The following is a 21279-nucleotide window of genomic DNA, read 5'->3' on the forward strand; positions in this document are numbered from 1 at the left end:
CGCCGGCCCGGAGGGGTGATTTGGGGGTCCGGTTTGTATTGACACCAACCCGTGGGGGGCCGGGGTGGGGTGAGCAGCAGTCCGTGTGCGCTCACCGCTCCACGTCAACACCCCACACCCGACAGCCGACAGCCGGGCGGAGGGTACGGATCAGACGAAGACCGCGAGGGACTTCGCCTTCCCGTTCTTGCTCTCGACGAGCCCGAGCAGCTGACCCTGCGGCCCGTAGACCGCGACGGTGCTGCCGGCCGCGTACTGCTCCGGCATCTCGATCCGCACGCCGTTGCCGAGCAGCGAGGCCCGTCGGGCGTCGAGGTCCCAGCGCGGGAAGGCCGCGGCGGCCGCCTCGCCGATGGGCATGACGGTCAGCTCTTCCTGGAGCTGGTCCAGCGTCCGCGCCCGGTCGATCTTGTACGGCCCCACCCGCGTGCGCCGCAGCGCGGTCAGGTGACCGCCGACGCCGAGGTCGGCGCCCAGGTCACGAGCGAGGGCGCGGATGTACGTACCGCTGGAGCAGACGACGGACACGACCAGGTCGACGACCTTGGTGCCGTCCTCGGCCTCCGCCTCCCGCATGTCGTACACCTGGAACGACGAGACGGTCACCGGCCGGGCCGGGATCTCGAAGTCCTCGCCGTCCCGGGCGCGCTTGTAGGAGCGCACGCCCTTGATCTTGATTGCGCTGACCTTGGACGGGACCTGCATGATCTCGCCCGACAGCTTGGCCACGCCCGCGTCCACGGCGTCCCGGGTGACCCCGGTGGCGTCCGTGGAGGAGGTGATCTCGCCTTCGGCGTCGTCCGTCAGGGTGTTCTGGCCCAGCCGGATCGTTCCGAGGTACTCCTTCTCCGTGAGCGCGAGGTGGCCGAGAAGCTTGGTGGCCTTCTCCACGCCCAGGACCAGCACGCCCGTCGCCATCGGGTCGAGCGTGCCGGCGTGGCCGACGCGGCGGGTCCTGGCGATCCCGCGCATCTTGGCGACCACGTCGTGCGAAGTGAAGCCGGACGGCTTGTCGACGATGACAAGGCCGTCCGGAGTCTTCCCTGCGTTGCTGCTCATTCCGCGGCTGCGTCCTCGTCGTCGTCCTCGCCCGGCTTCTTGTACGGGTCGGCGTCGCCGGCGTACTTCGCACCGGAGGAGACCTCGCGCACCTGGGCGTCGGAGGCGCGCGCCTTGTCGAGGAGGTCCTCGATGGTCTTGGCGTTCTCCGGGAGGGCGTCCGCGACGAAGGTCAGGGTGGGCGTGAACTTGGTGCCCGCCGCCCGGCCGACCGCGGAGCGCAGTACGCCCTTGGCGCTCTCCAGGCCCGCTGCCGCGCTGGCGCGGTCCTCGTCGTCCCCGTAGACCGTGTAGAAGACCGTGGCCTCCCGCAGGTCGCCGGTGACCCGGGTGTCCGTGATGGTCACGTGCGTACCGAGGCGGGGGTCCTTGACACCGCGCTGCAGCTTCTCCGCCACCACCTCCCGGATGAGGTCCGCCAGCTTCTTCGCCCGCGCATTGTCGGCCACTGGTCCGTCTCCTTCTTATGTCTTGCTATCAGTCTTCATCACCGTGGAGGCGCCGTCGTACGGACAGCAGCTCCACTTCCGGACGCGCCGCGACCAGCCGCTCGCAGCGGTCCAGTACATCCGAGAGGAACCCCGCGTCCCCACTCACCAGAGCGACCCCTATACGGGCCCTGCGGTGCAGGTCCTGGTCGCCCACTTCAGCCGCGCTCACGGAGAACTTTCGTTGGAGCTCGGCGACGATGGGCCGGACGACGGAGCGTTTCTCCTTCAGCGAGTGGACGTCGCCGAGGAGCAGGTCGAAGGACAGAGTCCCCACGTACATGCAGTTCCGGATATCCCGCCGGTGCGGGTTCGGTGGCCTGCCGGGCCCTCGCCCGGCAGGATCACCCGGCGCTCGCGCGGCCGGGTCACCAGAACCGTACACGCAACGGCCGGGGCCGATCGACGGATATTCCGCCGACCGGCCCCGGTGTTACGAGTTACGACACGGTGCGAACCGCCTCGCGCTTACGCGCGGGGCTTCTCGCGCATCTCGTACGTCGCGATGACGTCGTCGATCTTGATGTCGTTGAAGCTGCCGAGGTTGATACCGCCCTCGAAGCCTTCGCGGATCTCGGTGACGTCGTCCTTGAAGCGGCGCAGACCGGAGATGGTGAGGCTCTCGGCGATGACCTTGCCATCGCGCAGGAGCCGCGCCTTGGTGTTGCGCTTGACCTCGCCGGACCGGATGAGGACACCGGCGATGTTGCCCAGCTTGGACGAGCGGAAGATCTCGCGGACCTCCGCCGTACCGAGCTCGACCTCTTCGTACTCCGGCTTGAGGAGACCCTTCAGGGCCGCCTCGATCTCCTCGATGGCCTGGTAGATCACCGAGTAGTAGCGAACGTCGACGCCCTCGCGGTCCGCCATCTGCGCGGCACGGCCGGCCGCACGGACGTTGTAACCGATGACGATGGCGTCGGAGCCCATCGCCAGCGAGATGTCGGACTCGGTGACCGCACCCACACCGCGGTGCAGGACCCGGATGTCGACCTCTTCACCGACGTCGAGCTGGAGCAGCGAGGACTCGAGAGCCTCGACCGCACCGGACGCGTCGCCCTTGATGATGAGGTTGAGTTCCTGGACCAGACCGGCCTTGAGCACGGAGTCGAGGTCCTCGAGGGACACACGACGGACGCGCTTGGCGAAGTTGGCGTTGCGCTCACGCGCAGCACGCTTCTCGGCGATCTGACGGGCCGTACGGTCCTCGTCGACGACGAGGAAGTTGTCGCCGGCGCCGGGGACGTTGGTGAGACCCAGGACCAGGACGGGGGTCGACGGACCCGCTTCCTCGACGTTGTTGCCCTTGTCGTCGAGCATGGCGCGCACTCGGCCGTAGGCGTCGCCCACGACCATCGTGTCGCCGACGCGGAGGGTACCGCGCTGGACGAGGACGGTGGCGACGGCACCGCGGCCGCGGTCGAGGTGGGACTCGATCGCAATACCCTGAGCGTCCTGCTCCGGGTTGGCGCGGAGGTCGAGCGAGGCGTCGGCGGTGAGGACGACGGCCTCGAGCAGGGAGTCGATGTGCAGACCCTGCTTGGCGGAGATGTCGACGAACATCGTGTCGCCGCCGTACTCCTCGGCGACCAGACCGAACTCGGTGAGCTGACCGCGCACCTTGACCGGGTCGGCACCTTCGACGTCGATCTTGTTGACCGCGACGACGATCGGGACGCCGGCGGCCTTGGCGTGGTTGAGCGCCTCGATCGTCTGCGGCATGACGCCGTCGTTGGCCGCGACCACGAGGATCGCGATGTCGGTCGACTTGGCACCACGGGCACGCATGGCGGTGAACGCCTCGTGACCGGGGGTGTCGATGAAGGTGATGCGACGCTCTTCGTCGTTCACCTCGGTGGAGACCTGGTACGCACCGATGTGCTGCGTGATGCCGCCGGCCTCGCCCGCAACGACGTTCGTCTTGCGGATGGCGTCGAGCAGTCGGGTCTTACCGTGGTCGACGTGACCCATGACGGTCACGACCGGCGGACGCGGCATGAGGTATTCCTCGCCGCCCTCGTCCTCGCCGAACTCGATGTCGAAGCCCTCGAGGAGCTCGCGGTCCTCTTCCTCCGGGCTGACGATCTGAACCGTGTAGTTCATCTCGCCGGCCAGCATCTCGAGCGTCTCGTCGGAGACGGACTGCGTGGCAGTGACCATCTCGCCGAGGTTCATCATCACGGCGACGAGCGACGCCGGGTTGGCGTTGATCTTCTCCGCGAAGTCGGTGAGGGAGGCACCGCGCGACAGGCGAACGGTCTCGCCCTGGCCGCGAGGCAGCATCACGCCGCCGACGGACGGGGCCTGCATGGCCTCGTACTCCTGGCGCCTCTGGCGCTTGGACTTGCGACCACGACGGGCCGGACCGCCGGGACGGCCGAAGGCACCCTGCGTGCCACCACGGGCACCGGGACCACCGGGACGTCCACCGAAGCCGGGACGACCGCCGCCACCGGCACCGGCCGGACCGCCGCCGAAGCCGCCGCCACCGGGACGCGGGCCGCCGAAGCCGCCACCGCCGCCGGGACGCGAGCCCGGACCGGCCGGACGACCGGCGAAGCCGCCGCCCGCGGGACGACCGGCGCCACCGGGACGACCTGCGCCGCCACCCGCACCGGGACCACGGCCACCAGGGCCGCCACCGGGACGCGGACCGGGACCACCGGCAGCGGGACGCTGCGGCATCATGCCCGGGTTAGGACGGTTACCGCCGGGAGCACCACCGGGACGCGGGGCACCGCCCTGCGGACGCGGCATGCCGCCCGGGGTCGGACGAGCGCCGCCCTGGCCCTGCGGACGCGGAGCGCCGCCGGGACCGCCCTGCGGGCGGGGAGCACCCTGGCCGCCGCCGGCGCCGGGGGCACCGGGACGGGGCGCGCCGGCCGGACGGGGCGCCTGCGGGCGCGCCATGCCGGTGGAGCCACCAGAGGTGAAGGGGTTGTTGCCCGGACGGGGACCCGCCGGACGAGCGCCCTGGGGACGCGGGGCGCCGGCACCCTGGGGGCGCGGGGCCTGGCCACCGGGAGCGGTGCCGGCCGGGCGCGGGGCGCCGGGACGGGCGCCGGCCTGGCCACCCTGACCCTGCGCCGGACGCTGCTGCGCCGGACGGGGGCCCGGAGCCGCGGCGGCGGGACGTTCGGTGCGCGCCGGGGCGGCCGGAGCCGCCGGAGGCGCGGAGAACTCGGTCGCCACGGGCGCCGCCGGAGCGGGCTTCGGGGCGGCCGGAGCCTTCGGGCCGGGACGCGGGCCGGAGGCGGCCGGAGTCACCGGGGCGGGCGCAGCGGCGGCGGGAGCCTCCGCGACGACCGGCTTGGGGGCCGGTGCGCCGGGCTTCGGCGCAGCGGGACGTGCAACGGCACCCGGGGTGGGAGCCCCGGGCTTGGCGGGGGCGGCCTTGCGGGGCGCACCCGGCTTCGCAGCGGACTTGCCGGCGTTGCCGCCGGGGCCCTGCAGTGCGTCGGTCAACTTGCGTACAACCGGCGCCTCGATCGTCGAGGACGCCGAACGGACGAACTCACCGAGTTCCTGGAGCTTGGCCATGACGACCTTGCTCTCAACTCCGAACTCCTTGGCGAGTTCGTATACCCGGACCTTAGCCACTTCGCTCCTTTTAGGTCCGGGTTACGCCGGACCGTTGCTACTTCATGGGCGTACTCATCGCGTACTCATCGAGTGCTCATCGCAATCTCGACCTACTTCCAACTCGCGAGGTACCTGACCGCACGGGGTATCCGTGCCGTTCTACGTCTTACGGTGTGGCCCCGGCCTCGGGGGCCAGGGCTTTGCGCAGTTCCGCTGTGTCGAGTGCTCCGGCGGACCGAAGGGCCCGGGGGAACGCTCGGCGGCGGACCGCCTGGTCGAGGCAGACCACGGCAGGATGCACATAGGCACCCCGGCCGGGCAGCGTACCGCGAGGATCGGGGACGCATTCGTCCTCGATCGCCACGATCCGCAGCAGATCGCTCTTGGCCGCTCGCTCCCGACACCCCACACAGGTGCGTTCGGGGCATGCGCGGGCTTGCGTCCGGCCAGACACGCCTAAGTCTACCTCCCCGCACCGACCTCTCCCCCGACAAGTGGCGGGCGAAAAATCGAACGGCTGTTGTGTTGTCTTGATCCGCTACCCGAAAACAGCGGCCGTGCACCTGTCTACCGTCGGGGAAGCCCCGGCCGGTAGCGGTTTATTCCCCGCCCCGGTCCCGGTCCCGGTCCGCGTCCGGGGACGCCTCCGTGTCGGGACGGATGTCGATGCGCCAGCCCGTGAGCCGCGCGGCGAGGCGGGCGTTCTGGCCCTCCTTGCCGATGGCCAGCGACAGCTGGTAGTCGGGCACGGTCACCCGGGCGGAACGGGAGTCCCAGTCGACGACCTCGACCTTGCTCACCCGGGCGGGTGACAGCGCGTTGGCGACCATCTCCGCCGGGTCGTCCGACCAGTCGACGATGTCGATCTTCTCGCCGTGCAGTTCGGCCATGACATTGCGCACGCGGCTGCCCATCGGGCCGATGCAGGCGCCCTTCGGGTTCAGGCCCGAGCGGGTGGACCGCACCGCGATCTTGGTGCGGTGACCGGCCTCACGTGCGATGGCGGAGATCTCGACGCTGCCGTCGGCGATCTCCGGGACCTCCAGCGAGAAAAGCTTCTTCACGAGGTTGGGGTGGGTGCGGGAGAGGGTCACGGACGGACCGCGGACACCCTTCGCCACCCGCACGACGTACGCCTTCAGGCGCAGTCCGTGCGTGTACTCCTCACCGGGGACCTGCTCCTGCACCGGCAGGATGGCCTCCAGCTTGCCGATGTCGACGAGGACGTTCTTCGGGTCCTTGCCCTGCTGGACGACGCCGGTGATGACGTCGCCCTCACGGCCGGCGAACTCGCCGAAGGTCAGGTCGTCCTCGGCGTCGCGCAGACGCTGCAGGATCACCTGCTTGGCGGTCGTCGCGGCGATCCGGCCGAAGTCCGACGGGGTGTCGTCGAACTCCTTGGGCTCCTGCCCCTCTTCGAGATCCCTCGGGTCTTCCGTCGCCCACACGACCACGTGACCGTTGGTGCGGTCCAGCACGACGCGAGCGCGGCGGAAGCTCCCCTCGGTCCGGTGGTACGCGATGAGGAGGGCCGACTCGATCGCTTCGACGAGCAGGTCGAAGGAGATCTCCTTCTCCCGGACCAGACCCCGCAGGGCACTCATGTCGATGTCCACGGCTACGCCTCCTCTTCCTTCTTGTCCTTGCGGTTGAACTCGATCTCGACACGCGCCTTGGCGATGTCGGTGAATGCGATGCGGCGGGCGGTCGCCTTGCGGCCCTTCACGCCCGGTACTTCGAGGTCCAGGCCCTCGTCGTCGGCATCGAGGATGCGGGCGATCAATTCCCCGCCCTCGGCCAGCTGGAACTTCACGAGACGGCCGGTCGCCCGTACGTAGTGACGGTGCTCGGTCAGCGGGCGGTCGGCGCCCGGCGAGCTCACCTCGAGGACGTACTCGTCCTCACCCATCACGTCGGTTTCGTCGAGCTTGTCGGAGACCTCGCGACTCAGCTCCGCACACGCGTCCAGCTCCACGCCCTCGTCGGAGTCCACGATGATCCGCAGCATCCGGCGCTTGCCCGCCCGGGACATCTCGATCTCTTCGAGGTCCAGGCCCTTGGCGGCGACGAGCGGCTCCAGCAGTACGCGCAGCCTGTCGCTCTGGGTGGTGCTCATCCGGGTGACTCCTCGGCCGCGTGTGCTGTTGTGATTTCCGTCGTGTGTCAGGTCAAAGGGTATCCGGTGTCGGAGGGTGTTGCCGTCCGCCCTCCGGACGGGGCCCCGGGTACCGTGATCACACCCTGCCCCGCCCACACCCCTAGGACGTCGCCGTGCCCCGGACACTGCCCTCGAGACCCTCGCGCAGGAGTCTGCTCGCCGGTGCCGCCGGCGCGGCGGGTGCCGCGCTGCTGACCGGGTGCTCCGACGACGGCGCCACCGGCGGCGCGGATGCCGCGATTCCACTCGAACGGCGGATGCGGGAAAAGGCCGTTCGTGACAGTGCGCGGCTGCTGGAACGTTACGACGCCACCTCCGCCGCCCATCCGGCCCTGGCCGCGCGGCTCACTCCGCTGCGCGCCGCGGTCGCGGCGCACGCGGCCGCCCTGTCCCCCGACCCGGCGGGCTCGCCGTCCCGGTCCGCGTCCGCGTCCCCGTCCGGCGGTACGGGGGCGGCCGGGCCCGCGGCGAGCGCCCAGCCGGTGCCGGCGAAGCCCGCCGACGCCCTGACCGCGCTCGCGGACGCCGAGCGCAGCCTGTCCGAGTCCCGGACCATCGACCTCGCCGGGGCCCCGCCGGAGCTGGCCCGGATGCTTGCCTCGGTCGCCGCCTGCGGCGCCGTCCACGTGCACCTGCTGACCTCCAACCCGGGAGCCGCGTCGTGAAGCCCGAACCCTCCCCGGCCGGCCGTCCCCTGGAGGCCGCCCAGGCCGCCCTCGCCGCCGAGCACGCGGCCGCGTACGGCTACGGGGTGATCGGCGCCCGGACCACCGGCGCCCGCGCGACGGAGGCCCGCGAGGCCTACGGCGCCCACCTCGCGCGCCGTGACGCGCTCGCCCGGACCGTACGGGAGCTGGGCGGGGCTCCCCGGCCCTCGGAGGCCGCGTACGCCCTGCCGTTCCAGGTGCGCACCCCCGCCGACGCCGAGCGGCTGGCCGCGGTGGTCGAGGACCGGGTGGCGGGCGCGTACTCCGATCTGGTGCGGGCGGCGGAGGGTCCGCTGCGCCGCGAGGCGGCCGACGCGCTGAGCGCCGCGGCCGTGCGCGCGGCACGCTGGCGTGGCGTCGGCGTAGCCTTCCCTGGGCTCACGGAACGCGCGGACGCAGCGCAACGGGCCCAGCACGGCTGAAAGGGACCACGCACGCATGGCTTTCGAACCGCCGCAGCGGCTTGTACGGGCGCTCGGCGAGATGCCGGGAACGGCGCAGGACACGGACTGGCTGGGGCGGTTGCCCCGACTCGCCGAGGCCGCGCTGACCCGGCGAGGGGTACGCGCCGTGCGGGTGCAGGCCCCTGGGGGTCGCAGCAGCATGGTCGTCCTCGTCACCTACGCCGACGGCACCCCGGCCGCGCTGAAGCTGGCGCCTCCGCACGCCCGGCCGGACCGGGAGCTGGCCGCGCTGGCGCATTGGGGCGGTTTCGGGGCCGTACGGGTCCTCGACACGCGGCATCACGAGGACGACGGGGCGCTGCTGCTGGAGCGGCTGCAGCCGGAGGTGTCGCTGCGGTCGCTGCCGGAGGCGAAGGCGTTGCTGGAGGCCAGCGGCACGCTGCGCAGACTGTGGGTGGCGCCGCCGGCCGTGCACGCGTGGGAGACGGTGGCGGAGCGGACCGGGCAGCAGGCGGCGTCCCTGCGGGCGGCCCCGGCGGAGACCAGGGCCCTGGCCGAAAGCGCCCTCGCGATGCGCGAGGAGCTGGTGGCGGCCCCGCCGGAGGAACTGCTGCTGCACGGGAACTTCCGGCAGGGCAAGGTGCTGGCGGGCGAGCGGGCGCCGTGGCTGACGGTGGGCCCCGACCCGCTGGTCGGTGAGCGGGCGTACGACCTGGCGCGGCTGGTCCGGGACCGGCTGGAGGACCAGGTCGCCTCCTCGGCCGGGGCGGCGGGCGCCCGGCGCCGGGTGAACAAGCTGGCCGACGCGCTGGAGGTGGACCGGGAGCGGCTGCGGGGCTGGACGCTCTTCCGGGCGGTGGAGTCGGGGAACCGGGCGCTGGCCGCGGGACGGCGCCGGGACGCGGAGCTGCTGCTGGAGTTCGCGGCCTGGCTGTAGGGCATACCGTAGGGAGGAGGGTATGTCCGGCAGGGGGCCGTCATGGTCGAAGAACTGCTGACAGCGGCGATCGCCGCGGGTGTGGGCGCCATGGTCTACCTGGGCGCCGCGGCCCGCGTGGTGAAGCAGTACGAGCGGGGCCTGGTCTTCCGCTTCGGCAGGCTGCGCGACGAGATCCGGCCGCCCGGCTTCGCGATGATCGTTCCGGTGATCGACCGGCTTCACAAGGTCAACATGCAGATCGTGACGCTGCCGGTGCCTGCGCAGGAGGGCATCACCCGGGACAACGTCACGGTGCGGGTGGACGCGGTCGTGTACTTCAAGGTGGTGGACCCTGCGAGCGCGATCGTGGCGGTCGAGGACTACCGCTTCGCCGTCTCGCAGATGGCGCAGACCTCACTCAGGTCGATCATCGGAAAGTCGGACCTGGACGATCTGCTGTCCAACCGGGAGATGCTGAACCAGGGCCTGGAGCTGATGATCGACAGCCCGGCGGTGGGCTGGGGCGTACAGATCGACCGCGTCGAGATCAAGGACGTGTCCCTGCCGGAGACGATGAAGCGGTCGATGGCCCGGCAGGCCGAGGCGGACCGCGAGCGCCGGGCGCGTGTGATCAACGCGGACGCGGAGCTGCAGGCCTCGCACAAGCTGGCCGAGGCGGCGGGGGTCATGTCGGAGCAGCCGGCGGCGCTTCAACTGCGCCTGCTGCAGACGGTCGTGGCGGTCGCCGCAGAGAAGAACTCCACGCTGGTGCTGCCGTTCCCGGTGGAGCTGCTGCGGTTCCTGGAGCGTGCGGCGCCTTCGCCTGCGGCGGTGCCGCACGAGAACCCGGCCCCGGCCGGCCCGGCTTCCGAAGGCCCCGGGCCGGTCGAGGTCGACGACGCGCGGTCCCTGGACGGCGCGTCGTCGCCGGCCGCGCTCGGCGGACCGACGGAGGGCCTGCCCCTGGAGGCGCCGCCGCCCCGGCCGGGCGAGGGCCTACCGCTGGACGGGTCCCCACCGCGGGGCGACGGCCTGACCCTGGACGGGACCCCACCGCCGGACGAAGGCCGGTCCGCCGGTTCCGCGCCGTCGGACCCGGACGGGCCGCGTGGGTAGGCCGCTGCGTGGAGCCGTCCCCTACCCGCCCTTCCACCGTTCCCCGGGCTCCGCCCGGACCCGGTCCTCAAACGCCGGACGGGCTGGAAAACCAGACTTGCCGGCGAGTGAGGGGCGGGGCGCGGGGGTCAGGTCAGGCGGGCGAGGGCCTCCGGGAGGGGGAGTTCCTCGCGGGTGCCCGTCGCGCGGTTCTGGAGTTCGACCACCTGCTCCGCGGACCGGCGGCCCGCCACCAGAATCCACGGCACCCCGATCAGCTCCGCGTCGGTGAGCTTCACGCCCGGGGAGAGCCCCGGACGGTCGTCCAGCAGGACCCGCAGGCCGGATCCGGCCAGCGCCGACGCGGCCTGCTCGGCCAGAGCCAGCGGCACCGCCTTGCCCGCCGCCACCACGTGGACGTCGGCCGGGGCCACCGCCGCCGGCCAGCACAGCCCGCGCTCGTCCGCCGTCTGCTCGGCGAGCGCCGCCACCGCGCGCGAGACGCCGATGCCGTACGAGCCCATCGTGACCCGCACCGGCTTGCCCTCGCGGCCCAGCACGTCCAGCCCGAAGGCGTCCGCGTACTTGCGGCCCAGCTGGAAGATGTGCCCGATCTCGATCGCACGGTCCCGCCGCAGACCCGCCCCGCAGGACGGGCAGGGGTCGCCCGGCTCCACGACCACCACGTCGAGGTAGCGGTCCACCTCGAAGTCGCGGCCGCAGACCACGTTGCGGGCGTGGGTGTCGGCCTTGTTCGCGCCCGTCACCCAGGCCGTGCCCGGCGCGACCCGCGGGTCGGCCAGGTAGCGGACCTTCTCCAGGCCCTGGGGGCCCACGTAGCCCCGTACGAGGTCGGGCCGGTCGGCGAAGTCCTCGGCGGTCACCAGCTCCACCACCGCCGGGGCCAGGTGCTCGCCCAGCTTGCCGAGGTCCACCTCCCGGTCTCCCGGCACGCCCACGGCCACGATCTCGCCGTCCACCTTGACGAGCAGGTTCTTCAGCGTGGCCGAGGCGGGGACTCCGAGGTGCGCCGCCAGGGTCTCGATCGTGGGGGTGTCCGGGGTGTCCACCTCCTCCAGTGCCGGATGCTCCCCGGACACCGGTGCCAGGGCGAAGGTCACGGCTTCCGTGTTCGCCGCGTAGTCGCAGGACGGGCAGTCCACGAAGGTGTCCTCGCCCGCCCCGGCCGGGGCCAGGAACTCCTCCGACGCCGATCCGCCCATCGCCCCGGACACCGCCGAGACGATCCGGTGGTCGAGGCCGAGCCGCTCGAAGATGCGGACGTACGCCTCGCGGTGGAGCCGGTACGACTCCTCCAGGCCCTCGTCGGACACGTCGAAGGAGTAGGAGTCCTTCATCTGGAACTCACGGCCGCGCAGCACGCCCGAACGGGGCCGCGCCTCGTCGCGGTACTTCGTCTGGATCTGGTACAGCATGACGGGCAGGTCCTTGTACGAGGTGCACTGGTCCTTCACCACCAGAGTGAAGATCTCCTCGTGCGTGGGACCGAGCAGATAGTCCGCGCCCTTGCGGTCCTTGAGCCGGAACAGCAGGTCCCCGTACTCCGACCAGCGCCCGCTGACCTCGTACGGCTCCTTCGGCAGCAGGGCCGGGAGCAGCACCTCCTGGGCGCCGATCGCGTCCATCTCCTCGCGGACGATGCGCGAGACGTTGTCCAGGACCCGCTTGCCGAGCGGCAGCCACGTCCACACCCCGGCCGAGCTGCGTCGGACGTAGCCGGCGCGGACCAGGAGCCGGTGGCTGAGGGTTTCGGCGTCGGCCGGGTCCTCGCGGAGGGTCTTGGCCATGAGGCGGGACATGCGCTGCACGTGTTGCGTAGACATGCCGGGAGATTACCGGGGCCCGCGCGGGCCCCGTTACCTATTTCGGCCTGCTCAGCGGCAGTACGGCGCCCATGACGGCGTACGGGAGGCTCGCGCTCGGGAAGTGCACCCGGCGGGCGAGGTCGGTGTAGCCGAGGGCCCGGTAGAGCCCCCGGGCCGGGCTCTCGGTGTCGATGGCGGAGAGGATCGAGCGGGGTTCGGCGGCGTCGTCGGTGAGGGCGGTGATCAGGGCGCGGCCGACGCCGTGGCCCTGGAAGCCGGGGTGGACGTGCAGCTCGGTGATCACGAAGGAGCCGTCGAGCCAGTCCTCGTGCCCGCCGGCCCGCAGGTAGGGCTCGACGATCGTGGACCACCAGTGGGTCCGGTCGTTCGGCATCCCGTACACGAACCCGGCGAGCGCCCCGTCCTCGGCGAACGCCCCGAGGGCGCGGGCGCCGCGGCAGGTCATGTGGCGCTGGACGATGTAGCGCCGGATGCCGACCTCCTCCTCGCTGAGGCCGAAGGCGACGGCCTGCACGCGCAGGGCCTCGTCCACGCGGGCGGCGAGGTCGAGGGGGCCGATGCGGACTCCGGAAGGCAGCATGCGGCGACCTTACTTCGGGGTACGGTCGCACCGGTATGCCGCCGGGGTCGCGTACCGGTTCAGAACAGCACGCTCATGAACGCGCCGACCTCGCGGAAGCCGACGCGCCGGTACGCCGCCCGCGCGGCGGTGTTGTAGTCGTTCACGTACAGGCTGACCACGGGGGCCACGTCCCGCAGCGCGTAGGCGACGACGGCGGCCATCCCGGTCTCCGAGTGCCCGCGGCCCCGGAACTCGGGATCCACCCAGACGCCCTGGATCTGGCAGGCGCGGGCGGTGGCGGCGCCGATCTCGGCCTTGAAGACGATCTTGCCGTCCTCGACGCGGGCGAAGGAGCGGCCGGCGGCGACGAGTTCGGCGACGCGGGCCTGGTAGAGCAGCCCGCCGTCGCCGGCCATCGGCGAGATGCCGACCTCCTCGGTGAACATGGCCACGCACGCCGGCATGATCAGGTCCATCTCGTCCTTGCGGATCCGGCGCACCCCCGGGTCGGCCTCGACCGTGGTGGAGGGGCGCTCGATGACCATGAGCGGCTGGTGCGAGCGTACTTCGCGGGCCGGTCCCCAGCTGGGCTCCAGGATCCGCCACAGCAGGCGGGTGGCCTCGGCGGGGCCGACGATGGAGGAGCAGCGGCGGCCGGTGCGGCGGGCGCGGTCGGCGAAGGCGCGTACCGCGTCGGGCTCGGCGCAGACGGGCACCAGATTGGCGCCCGCGTAGCAGAGCGAACGCAGCTCGCCGTCCGCGTACCAGCCCCACATCTCGCCGCCCAGGCGCCACGGGTCGAGTCCGGCGACCTGGACCCGCGAGGTGACGAAGGCGTTCTCGACCGGCTCGCGTCCGAGGATGTCGAGCGCGGCGTCGAGATCACTGGGCTCAAGGACCCGGGTGGTGGTCTGCGTCAACACTGGGGCCTCACCATGCAAGTCTGCTGATCTCCGCACTGTACCCGGCGGCGCCGTGCGATGCCGCGTCAGCAGGTCGTGAAAAAGCCCCGGCCCCGCCCGCGAGCTGCGGGAACGGGGCCGGGGCCGATGGTCTCGAAGGCGAACCGAGCCTCGGAAGGGATCAGACGCCGATGGCGACGGTGGGCTCGCCGCTCATCACGCCGTCCTTCTCCATCTGCTCGGCGATCTTCATCGCCTCTTCGATGAGGGTCTCCACGATCTTCGACTCGGGGACGGTCTTGATGACCTCGCCCTTCACGAAGATCTGGCCCTTGCCGTTGCCGGAGGCGACGCCGAGGTCGGCCTCGCGGGCCTCTCCCGGACCGTTGACGACGCAGCCCATGACCGCGACGCGCAGCGGGACCTCCATGCCCTCCAGGCCCGCCGTGACCTCCTCGGCCAGCTTGTAGACGTCGACCTGGGCCCGCCCGCAGGAGGGGCAGGAGACGATCTCCAGGCGGCGCGGCTTCAGGTTCAGCGACTCCAGGATCTGGATGCCGACCTTGACCTCCTCGACCGGCGGGGCCGAGAGGGAGACGCGGATGGTGTCGCCGATGCCCTCGGAGAGCAGCGCGCCGAAGGCGACGGCGGACTTGATGGTGCCCTGGAAGGCGGGGCCGGCCTCGGTGACGCCCAGGTGCAGCGGGTAGTCGCAGGCGGCGGCCAGCTGACGGTAGGCGTTGACCATGACGACCGGGTCGTTGTGCTTGACCGAGATCTTGATGTCGCTGAAGCCGTGCTCCTCGAAGAGGGAGGCCTCCCACAGCGCGGACTCGACCAGCGCCTCGGGGGTGGCCTTGCCGTACTTCTTCAGCAGGCGGGCGTCGAGCGAGCCTGCGTTGACGCCGATCCGGATCGGGGTGCCCGCGTCGTTGGCGGCCCGCGCGATCTCCTTGACCTTGTCGTCGAACTGCTTGATGTTGCCCGGGTTCACGCGGACCGCGGCGCAGCCGGCGTCGATCGCGGCGAACACGTACTTGGGCTGGAAGTGGATGTCGGCGATGACCGGGATCTGCGACTTCTTCGCGATCACGGCGAGCGCGTCGGCGTCGTCCTGGGTCGGGCAGGCCACGCGGACGATGTTGCAGCCGGAGGCGGTCAGCTCGGCGATCTGCTGGAGCGTGGCGCCGACGTCGGAGGTGCGGGTGGTGGTCATCGACTGCACCGAGATGGGCGCGTCGCCGCCGACGGCGACCGATCCGACCTGGATCTTGCGGCTGACCCTGCGGTCGGCAAGCTTCGTCGGCACGGCCGGCATTCCGAGAGAGATGGCAGTCATCTGCTGTGCAACCCCAAGGTGTGGATCAAGGTCCCGAATTCGGCGGGCTCCAGGCTTCGAGATTACGGCAAACCACGCGCTGCCCTCGCATCCGAGGGGGTGTCCCACCCGAACGTAGGGAGCCGGGCACGATGCGTGCCCGGCTCCCGTACGACCGCGGTGGAGCTCCGCGCGGGCTAGGTGATCTTGATCGGGTTCACCACGTCCGCCACCATCACCAGCAGGGTGAAGCAGATGAACAGGCCCGCGACCACGTACGCGACGGGCATCAGCTTCGCCACGTCGAAGGGGCCGGGGTCGGGGCGCCGGAAGACCCGCGCCACCTTGCGCCGGACCGACTCCCACAGGGCGCCGGCGATGTGCCCGCCGTCGAGTGGGAGCAGCGGCAGCATGTTGAACAGGAACAGCGAGAGGTTGAAGCCGGCCAGCAGGTTGAGGAAGAACACCAGCTGGTGCTGGGCGGGGATGTCGAGGGTGAAGATCTCGCCGCTGACCCGCGCCGCACCGACGACGCCCATCGGGCTGTCCTGCTTGCGCTCGGCCCCGTTGAAGGCCGCTTCCCACAGGTCCGGGACCTTGGACGGCAGCTCGATCAGCGACTGCACGCCGGCCTGCATCATCTCGCCCATGCGGTCGACGGACTGCCCGAAGGACTGCGGGACGTAACCGGAGGCGGGTGCGAAGCCGAGGAAGCCCGCGGTGACGTACTCGTCCTTGACGTACCGGCCGCTGCCGTCCGTCTTGGCGACCTTGTTCTCGATCAGGTTCGCCGTGAGGTCGAGGCGCTCGCCGGCCCGCACCACGGTGATCTCGGCCGGGCCGACGGTGGCGCGGATGTCCTTCTGCAGGGCGGACCAGTCGTCGACCGGGCGGCCGTTGAAGGCGACGATCTTGTCGCCCGCCTTCAGCCCGGCCGCCTTGGCGGGTGCGGCCGGGTCCCCGGGGAGGCACTTGTCGCGCTTCTCGCTCTGCTGGATGACGCAGTCCGAGACCGTGGCGACCGAGGTGGTCTGGGTGTTGAGCCCGAAGGTCATCAGGGTGGTGAGGAAGATCGCCACGGCCAGGACGAGGTTCATGAAGGGGCCGGCGAACATCACGATCACGCGCTTCCACGGCTTGCGCGTGTAGAAGAGCCGGCTCTCGTCTCCGGGCTCGAGCTCCTCGTACGCGGCCGAGCGCGCGTCCTCGATCATCGACCGGAACGGCGACGTGGAGCGGGCGGTGACCTTGCCGTCCTCGCCGGGCGGGAACATCCCGATCATGCGGATGTAGCCGCCCATCGGAATGGCCTTGATCCCGTACTCGGTCTCGCCCCTCCTGCGCGACCAGATGGTCGGGCCGAAGCCCACCATGTACTGCGGCACCCGGATGCCGAAGAACTTGGCCGTGGAGAGGTGGCCCAGCTCGTGCCAGGCGATGGAGACCAGCAGGCCGACCGCGAAGACCGCGACCCCGAGCACCGTCATCAGTAGTGTCATGCGCGCGCCTCCGCGGCGGCCCGAGCCGCCATCTCCCGCGCCCGGGCCCTGGCCCAGGCCTCCGCTTCAAGGACGTCCTGGACGGTCAGGGAGGTTCCCGACTCCGGCGTCCCGTGCTCATCGACCACGGCAGAGACCGTATCCATGATTGCTGTGAACGGCAGCCGTCCTGCCAGGAACGCCTCCACACACTCCTCGTTGGCCGCGTTGAACACGGCCGGGGCGGTGCCGCCGAGGGTGCCCACGTGCCGGGCCAGACCCACGGCGGGGAAAGCCTCCGTGTCCAGGGGGAAGAACTCCCAGGTGGAAGCCTTGGTCCAGTCGAAGGCGGGGGCCGCGTCCGGGATCCGCTGGGGCCAGCCGAGGCCGATCGCGATGGGGCCGCGCATGTCCGGCGGGGTGGCCTGGGCGAGCGTCGAGCCGTCCGTGAACTCGACCATCGAGTGCACGTAGGACTGCGGGTGGACGACGACCTCGATGCGGTCGAACGGGATGTCGTAGAGCAGGTGCGCCTCGATGACCTCCAGTCCCTTGTTGACCAGGGTCGCCGAGTTGACGGTGATCACCGGGCCCATGGCCCAGGTGGGGTGCGCGAGCGCGTCCTCGACGGTGACCGTGGCCAGCTGTTCGCGGGTGCGGCCGCGGAAGGGTCCGCCGGAGGCGGTGACCACGAGCTTGCGGACGTCGGCCCGGGTGCCGGCGGCGAGCGCCTGGAAGAGCGCGGCGTGCTCGGAGTCGACCGGGATGATCTGGCCGGGCTGCGCGAGGGCCTTGACCAGGGGACCGCCGACGATCAGCGACTCCTTGTTGGCCAGCGCCAGGGTCCGGCCCGCCCGCAGTGCGGCGAGGGTCGGCGCGAGGCCGATGGAACCGGTGATGCCGTTGAGGACGGTGTGGCACTCGGAGGCGGCGAGCTCGGTCGCGGCGTCCGGTCCGGCCAGGATCTCGGGCAGCGCCTCGGACGGACCGTACTGCGCGCTCAGCGCTTCTTTCAGGGCCGGAACGGCGTCCTCGCGGGCGACGGCCACCTTCTCGACCCGCAGCAGCCGGGCCTGCTCGGCCAGCAGCCCGACCCGCCCGCCGGCGGCGGACAGTGCGGTGACCCGGAACCGGTCCGGGTTGCGCAGGGCGAGGTCGATGGCCTGGGTGCCGATGGACCCGGTGGACCCGAGGATGACGATGTCCCGGAGGCCGGCCGCGGGGTCGAAGAGGAGGTGCGGATCGGCGAGGGGGGCTGGGCGGTCGCTCATGCCCCCCATTGTTGCCGTAAGTCAGGAGCGGCCGGACACGGAGCCCCCTTCGGTGACCCGCAGCAGGAGGTGCGGGAGCGTTCCGGCGAAGTCCGGGAGGGTGCGGGCGACGCGCCACCAGGCGTCGGGGTCGTCGCCGAGGGCCAGGGTCAGCAGCCGGTCGGCCTCGGCGTGGGCGGCCAGGACGGCCTCGGGACGGTCGTGCCGGTCGGGATGGTCCACGTCGCCGAGCCAGTAGTCCTCGTCGAGGGCCCAGCAGGCCGGCAGCTTGTGCCGGATCACGTCGACCCCGGTGAGCAGGCCGCGGTCGAGGCAGTCGCGCACCCAGCGGATGTCCTCCTCGACGCTCTCCATCGGCACGGCGAGGCTCGCCAGGGCCAGCTCGCGCTCCACGCCCCCGAAGGGCTCGGCGGCCGCCGGGGCCAGCCGGCGCACCGCCCGGACCAGCTCGGGACCGGGCTCGTTGGGACCGGCCGGCTCGGTCACGGTGCCGTCGGTCACGGCGGCCACCAGCGCGGGCAGCGGGCCCGGGTGGCCGGGGGCGTGCCTCAGCAGCTCCGCCCACAGCCGGGGATCGTCCCCCAGCGGGCGCAGGGCCCGCGTCACCGCCGTCTGCATACCGGCCTGTTCGGGCAGGGTCCAGCGCAGGCCGTCGGCCTCGGGGAGGGTGGCGAGCAGCAGGGTCCGGTGCGCGGGGGTGACGTGGGCGACGAGTTCCTCGTGCGTGACCCGTCCCATCCGCACGGCCCGGACGGCGGGGCGGTGCCAGGAGCGCCCGTCCGGCGCCGCGCCGGCGGCCAGGAACGCGCGGACGGTCTCCGGGGGCAGGTCCCCGACGAGCAGCAGGGCCTCGACGGCGCCGGTCGGCAGCGGCTCGCGGACGTGCTCGGCGAGCAGCCGCTCCGGGTCCGGCCGGTACCGCAGCGCCAGGATGTCCAGCGGGACCCGCGGCCCGCGCCTGCCGTGCCGGCGCAGCAGCCCGGTCAGCTCGGACGCGGTGAGCGGTTCCCCTGCGGGGTCCCGGCCGAGCTCGGCGCGGAGCACGGGCAGGAGCTCCGGCGGTGTCATGCGGCGGGCGTACCGGGCGGGGCCGGGGAGGCCGGGAAGCGGCCGTCCCACGACCCGGGGGTTGCGGGCTATGTAGGTCCGGTCGGCCGCTCCGCCGTGGCGCAGCAGCAGGGTGACGGTCGAGGCCGACAGCCACTCGTCCCGGCAGAGGTATTTGCGGGTCGGCCCGTCGAGCCGGCCGATCATGTCGGCGACGACGCGGTCCGGTGCGTGGCGCAGCAAGTGCGCCACGCACCAGGCCAGCCGTCGGCTGGTGCGGTCCTGCTCGGCCGTCGGCATCGTTCTCGTCCGCCTCGCACTGTGCTCGTACGCGTACCGGTACGTACGCGCACTCGTACTCATCCTCGTACGTCTGTCCGACGTTCGGCGATGATTGCAGGTCAGCGGATGGGGCGGTGCACGTTTTTCTGTACGGAGGGTCCGGGGGCGGCGTCCGCGATCCAGGGGCCGTCGCCGGAAGGGTCGAGGACGCCCTCCTCCAGCCAGGCGTAGGTCCCGGAGAGGACGCCCGCGACCACCTTGCGGTCGAGGTCGTCGGTGTTGGCCCAGAGCCGGCCGAAGAGCTCCTCGACGCGCAGCCGGGACTGCTCGCAGAAGGCGTCGGCCAGCTGGTAGGCCTCGCGGCCGTGTTCGCCCGCGGCGCGCAGGTGCTCGGCCCGGACGCAGGCCGCGCTCATCGCGAAGAGTTCGGCGCCGATGTCGACGATCCTGCCGAGGAAACCCTGCTTGGTCTCCATGCGGCCCTGCCAGCGGGACATGGCGTAGAAGGTGGAACGGGCGAGTTTGCGGGCGCTGCGTTCGACGTAGCGCAGGTGGGTGGAGAGGTCGGGGTGGCCGCTCGGGTGGAAGGCCCGGTAGGTGCCGGGGACCTGGCCGGCGCCGGTGGCCAGCTTGGGCAGCCAGCGGGCGTAGAACCCGGCGGCTCGGGCCCCCGCCCTGGCCTTGTCGCCGAGTGCCTTGTCCGGGTCGATGAGGTCGCCCGCGACCGACAGGTGGGCGTCGACGGCCTCGCGTGCGATCAGCAGGTGCATGATCTCCGTCGAGCCCTCGAAGATCCGGTTGATGCGCAGGTCGCGGAGCATCTGCTCGGCGGGGACGGCGCGCTCGCCGCGGGCGGCGAGGGACTCGGCGGTCTCGAAGCCGCGGCCACCGCGGATCTGGACCAGCTCGTCGGCCATCAGGCAGGCCATCTCGGAGCCGTAGAGCTTGGCGAGGGCGGCCTCGATGCGGATGTCGTTGCGGTCCTCGTCGGCCATCTGGGACGCGAGGTCGACCACCGCTTCGAGGGCGAACGTGGTGGCGGCGATGAAGGAGATCTTGGCGCCGACCGCTTCGTGCCTCGCGACCGGCCGGCCCCACTGCTCGCGTACGCCGGACCACTCGCGGGCGATCTTCAGGCACCACTTGCCGGCCCCGACGCACATGGCGGGCAGCGAGAGCCGGCCGGTGTTGAGCGTGGTCAGGGCGATCTTGAGGCCGGCGCCCTCGGCGCCGATGCGCTGGGCCGCGGGGACCCGTACCCGGTGGAAGCGGGTGACCCCGTTCTCCAGGCCGCGCAGGCCCATGAAGGCGTTGCGGTGCTCGACCGTGATGCCCGGCGAGTCGGCCTCGACGACGAAGGCGGTGATCCCGCCGCGGTGGTTCTCGGACTTCGGCACCCGGGCCATCACGACCAGCAGGTCCGCGACGACCCCGTTGGTGGTCCACAGCTTCACGCCGTCGAGGACGTAGTCGCCCGCGTCGTCGTCCGGGACCGCCGTGGTGGCCAGGCGCGCCGGGTCCGACCCCACGTCGGGCTCGGTGAGCAGAAAGGCGCTGATCGCGCTGGTGGCGCAGCGCGGCAGGTAGGCGTCCTTCTGCTCCTGCGTGCCGAACATCTTCAGCGGCTGGGGCACGCCGATCGACTGGTGGGCGGAGAGCAGGGCCCCGATGGCCGGGCTGACCGAGCCGACCAGGGCGAGCGCCTTGTTGTAGTAGACCTGGGTGAGGCCGAGGCCTCCGTACTTGGGGTCGATCTTCATGCCGAGGGCGCCGAGGTCCTTGAGCCCGCGCACGGTCTCGTCGGGGATCTTCGCCTCGCGCTCGATGCGGGCACCGTCGATCTCGGTCTCGCAGAAGGCCCGCATGCGGGCGAGGAACGCCTCGCCGCGCCGGACGTCCTCGTCCGCCGGGAGCGGGTGGGGATGGATCAGGTCGAGCCGGAACCGTCCGAGGAAGAGTTCCTTGGCGAAACTGGGTTTGCGCCAGTCCTGTTCCCGGGCCGCTTCCGCGACCTGCCGCGCCTCGCGCTCGGTCACCTTGGGCTGTGTGCCGCTGGGCTGTACGGGCTGTACAGGCTGTGCGGGCTGTGCGGGCTGTGTTGCGGACATGCGGGGACTCACCTCGCCGCCGGAGTCGGGTGGTTCACCGGATTACCAGCCG

At 71.9% G+C, this 21279-nt stretch carries 19 protein-coding genes; 4 read left to right on the forward strand and 15 right to left on the reverse strand.

Features of this window, described 5'->3' with window-relative positions:
* Window positions 1-150: 150 nt before the first annotated feature.
* The 7 genes from truB to rimP all read right to left on the reverse strand — a co-directional run bounded on the left by truB (window position 151) and on the right by rimP (window position 7245).
* Window positions 151-1059, reverse strand: a complete 909-nt coding sequence (gene truB / locus ACWGIF_RS18800; protein ID WP_453498581.1) for a tRNA pseudouridine(55) synthase TruB — start codon at window positions 1057-1059, stop codon at window positions 151-153.
* Window positions 1056-1508 (reverse strand): 30S ribosome-binding factor RbfA, encoded by a 453-nt coding sequence (gene rbfA, locus ACWGIF_RS18805; protein WP_243630608.1) that lies wholly within the window; start codon window positions 1506-1508, stop codon window positions 1056-1058. Before rbfA ends, truB begins: the two co-directional genes overlap by 4 nt.
* Window positions 1509-1536: 28 nt before the next feature.
* Window positions 1537-1830, reverse strand: coding sequence for a DUF503 domain-containing protein (locus ACWGIF_RS18810; RefSeq protein WP_030651158.1), 294 nt, complete (start codon window positions 1828-1830; stop codon window positions 1537-1539).
* Between the two features lie 185 nt (window positions 1831-2015).
* A complete protein-coding gene (gene infB / locus ACWGIF_RS18815; RefSeq protein WP_453498586.1) occupies window positions 2016-5147 on the reverse strand; it encodes a translation initiation factor IF-2 in 3132 nt (1043 codons plus the stop codon).
* A 148-nt stretch (window positions 5148-5295) separates the two neighbouring features.
* Window positions 5296-5583: a YlxR family protein gene (locus ACWGIF_RS18820; protein ID WP_453498589.1), complete on the reverse strand. Its 288-nt coding sequence runs from the start codon at window positions 5581-5583 to the stop codon at window positions 5296-5298.
* A gap of 145 nt (window positions 5584-5728) precedes the next feature.
* The gene (gene nusA / locus ACWGIF_RS18825; RefSeq protein ID WP_453498592.1) at window positions 5729-6745 is read right to left on the reverse strand and encodes a transcription termination factor NusA; all 1017 of its coding nucleotides are present in this window, start codon (window positions 6743-6745) and stop codon (window positions 5729-5731) included.
* A 2-nt stretch (window positions 6746-6747) separates the two neighbouring features.
* On the reverse strand, window positions 6748-7245 hold the full coding sequence (gene rimP, locus ACWGIF_RS18830; RefSeq protein WP_453498595.1) for a ribosome maturation factor RimP: 498 nt from the start codon (window positions 7243-7245) through the stop codon (window positions 6748-6750).
* A gap of 155 nt (window positions 7246-7400) precedes the next feature.
* On the opposite strand from rimP, the gene ACWGIF_RS18835 reads away from it, so the two are divergent.
* Genes ACWGIF_RS18835 through ACWGIF_RS18850 form a run of 4 tightly spaced genes read left to right on the forward strand, consistent with a single transcriptional unit; the run spans window position 7401 to window position 10433 of the window.
* The gene (locus ACWGIF_RS18835; RefSeq protein WP_453498598.1) at window positions 7401-7952 is read left to right on the forward strand and encodes a hypothetical protein; all 552 of its coding nucleotides are present in this window, start codon (window positions 7401-7403) and stop codon (window positions 7950-7952) included.
* Window positions 7949-8416, forward strand: a complete 468-nt coding sequence (locus ACWGIF_RS18840) for a ferritin-like domain-containing protein (protein ID WP_453498601.1) — start codon at window positions 7949-7951, stop codon at window positions 8414-8416. Before ACWGIF_RS18835 ends, ACWGIF_RS18840 begins: the two co-directional genes overlap by 4 nt.
* A 16-nt stretch (window positions 8417-8432) precedes the next feature.
* On the forward strand, window positions 8433-9335 hold the full coding sequence (locus ACWGIF_RS18845; RefSeq protein WP_453498604.1) for an aminoglycoside phosphotransferase family protein: 903 nt from the start codon (window positions 8433-8435) through the stop codon (window positions 9333-9335).
* 42 nt (window positions 9336-9377) lie between these two features.
* Entirely contained in the window at window positions 9378-10433 is a 1056-nt protein-coding gene (locus ACWGIF_RS18850; RefSeq protein ID WP_453498607.1) for an SPFH domain-containing protein, read from the forward strand.
* 128 nt (window positions 10434-10561) lie between these two features.
* Here the strand turns inward: ACWGIF_RS18850 and ACWGIF_RS18855 are convergent, their stop codons facing one another.
* The 8 genes from ACWGIF_RS18855 to ACWGIF_RS18890 all read right to left on the reverse strand — a co-directional run bounded on the left by ACWGIF_RS18855 (window position 10562) and on the right by ACWGIF_RS18890 (window position 21227).
* The gene (locus ACWGIF_RS18855; protein ID WP_453498609.1) at window positions 10562-12256 is read right to left on the reverse strand and encodes a proline--tRNA ligase; all 1695 of its coding nucleotides are present in this window, start codon (window positions 12254-12256) and stop codon (window positions 10562-10564) included.
* A gap of 37 nt (window positions 12257-12293) precedes the next feature.
* Window positions 12294-12839, reverse strand: a complete 546-nt coding sequence (locus ACWGIF_RS18860; RefSeq protein ID WP_453498612.1) for a GNAT family N-acetyltransferase — start codon at window positions 12837-12839, stop codon at window positions 12294-12296.
* Window positions 12840-12898: 59 nt separating this feature from the next.
* Window positions 12899-13744 (reverse strand): GNAT family N-acetyltransferase, encoded by an 846-nt coding sequence (locus ACWGIF_RS18865; RefSeq protein WP_453498615.1) that lies wholly within the window; start codon window positions 13742-13744, stop codon window positions 12899-12901.
* Window positions 13745-13904: 160 nt separating this feature from the next.
* Window positions 13905-15062 (reverse strand): flavodoxin-dependent (E)-4-hydroxy-3-methylbut-2-enyl-diphosphate synthase, encoded by a 1158-nt coding sequence (gene ispG, locus ACWGIF_RS18870; RefSeq protein WP_453498618.1) that lies wholly within the window; start codon window positions 15060-15062, stop codon window positions 13905-13907.
* 176 nt (window positions 15063-15238) lie between these two features.
* Entirely contained in the window at window positions 15239-16540 is a 1302-nt protein-coding gene (locus ACWGIF_RS18875; RefSeq protein ID WP_453498621.1) for a M50 family metallopeptidase, read from the reverse strand.
* The gene (gene dxr / locus ACWGIF_RS18880; RefSeq protein ID WP_453498624.1) at window positions 16537-17790 is read right to left on the reverse strand and encodes a 1-deoxy-D-xylulose-5-phosphate reductoisomerase; all 1254 of its coding nucleotides are present in this window, start codon (window positions 17788-17790) and stop codon (window positions 16537-16539) included. The genes ACWGIF_RS18875 and dxr overlap by 4 nt, the downstream gene beginning before the upstream one ends.
* 21 nt (window positions 17791-17811) lie before the next feature.
* Window positions 17812-19200: a hypothetical protein gene (locus ACWGIF_RS18885; RefSeq protein ID WP_453498627.1), complete on the reverse strand. Its 1389-nt coding sequence runs from the start codon at window positions 19198-19200 to the stop codon at window positions 17812-17814.
* A gap of 38 nt (window positions 19201-19238) precedes the next feature.
* Complete coding sequence (locus tag ACWGIF_RS18890) at window positions 19239-21227, reverse strand: acyl-CoA dehydrogenase family protein (RefSeq protein WP_453498630.1); 1989 nt, start codon at window positions 21225-21227, stop codon at window positions 19239-19241.
* Window positions 21228-21279 lie beyond the last annotated feature (52 nt).

The organism is Streptomyces sp. NPDC054849 (assembly GCF_053610945.1).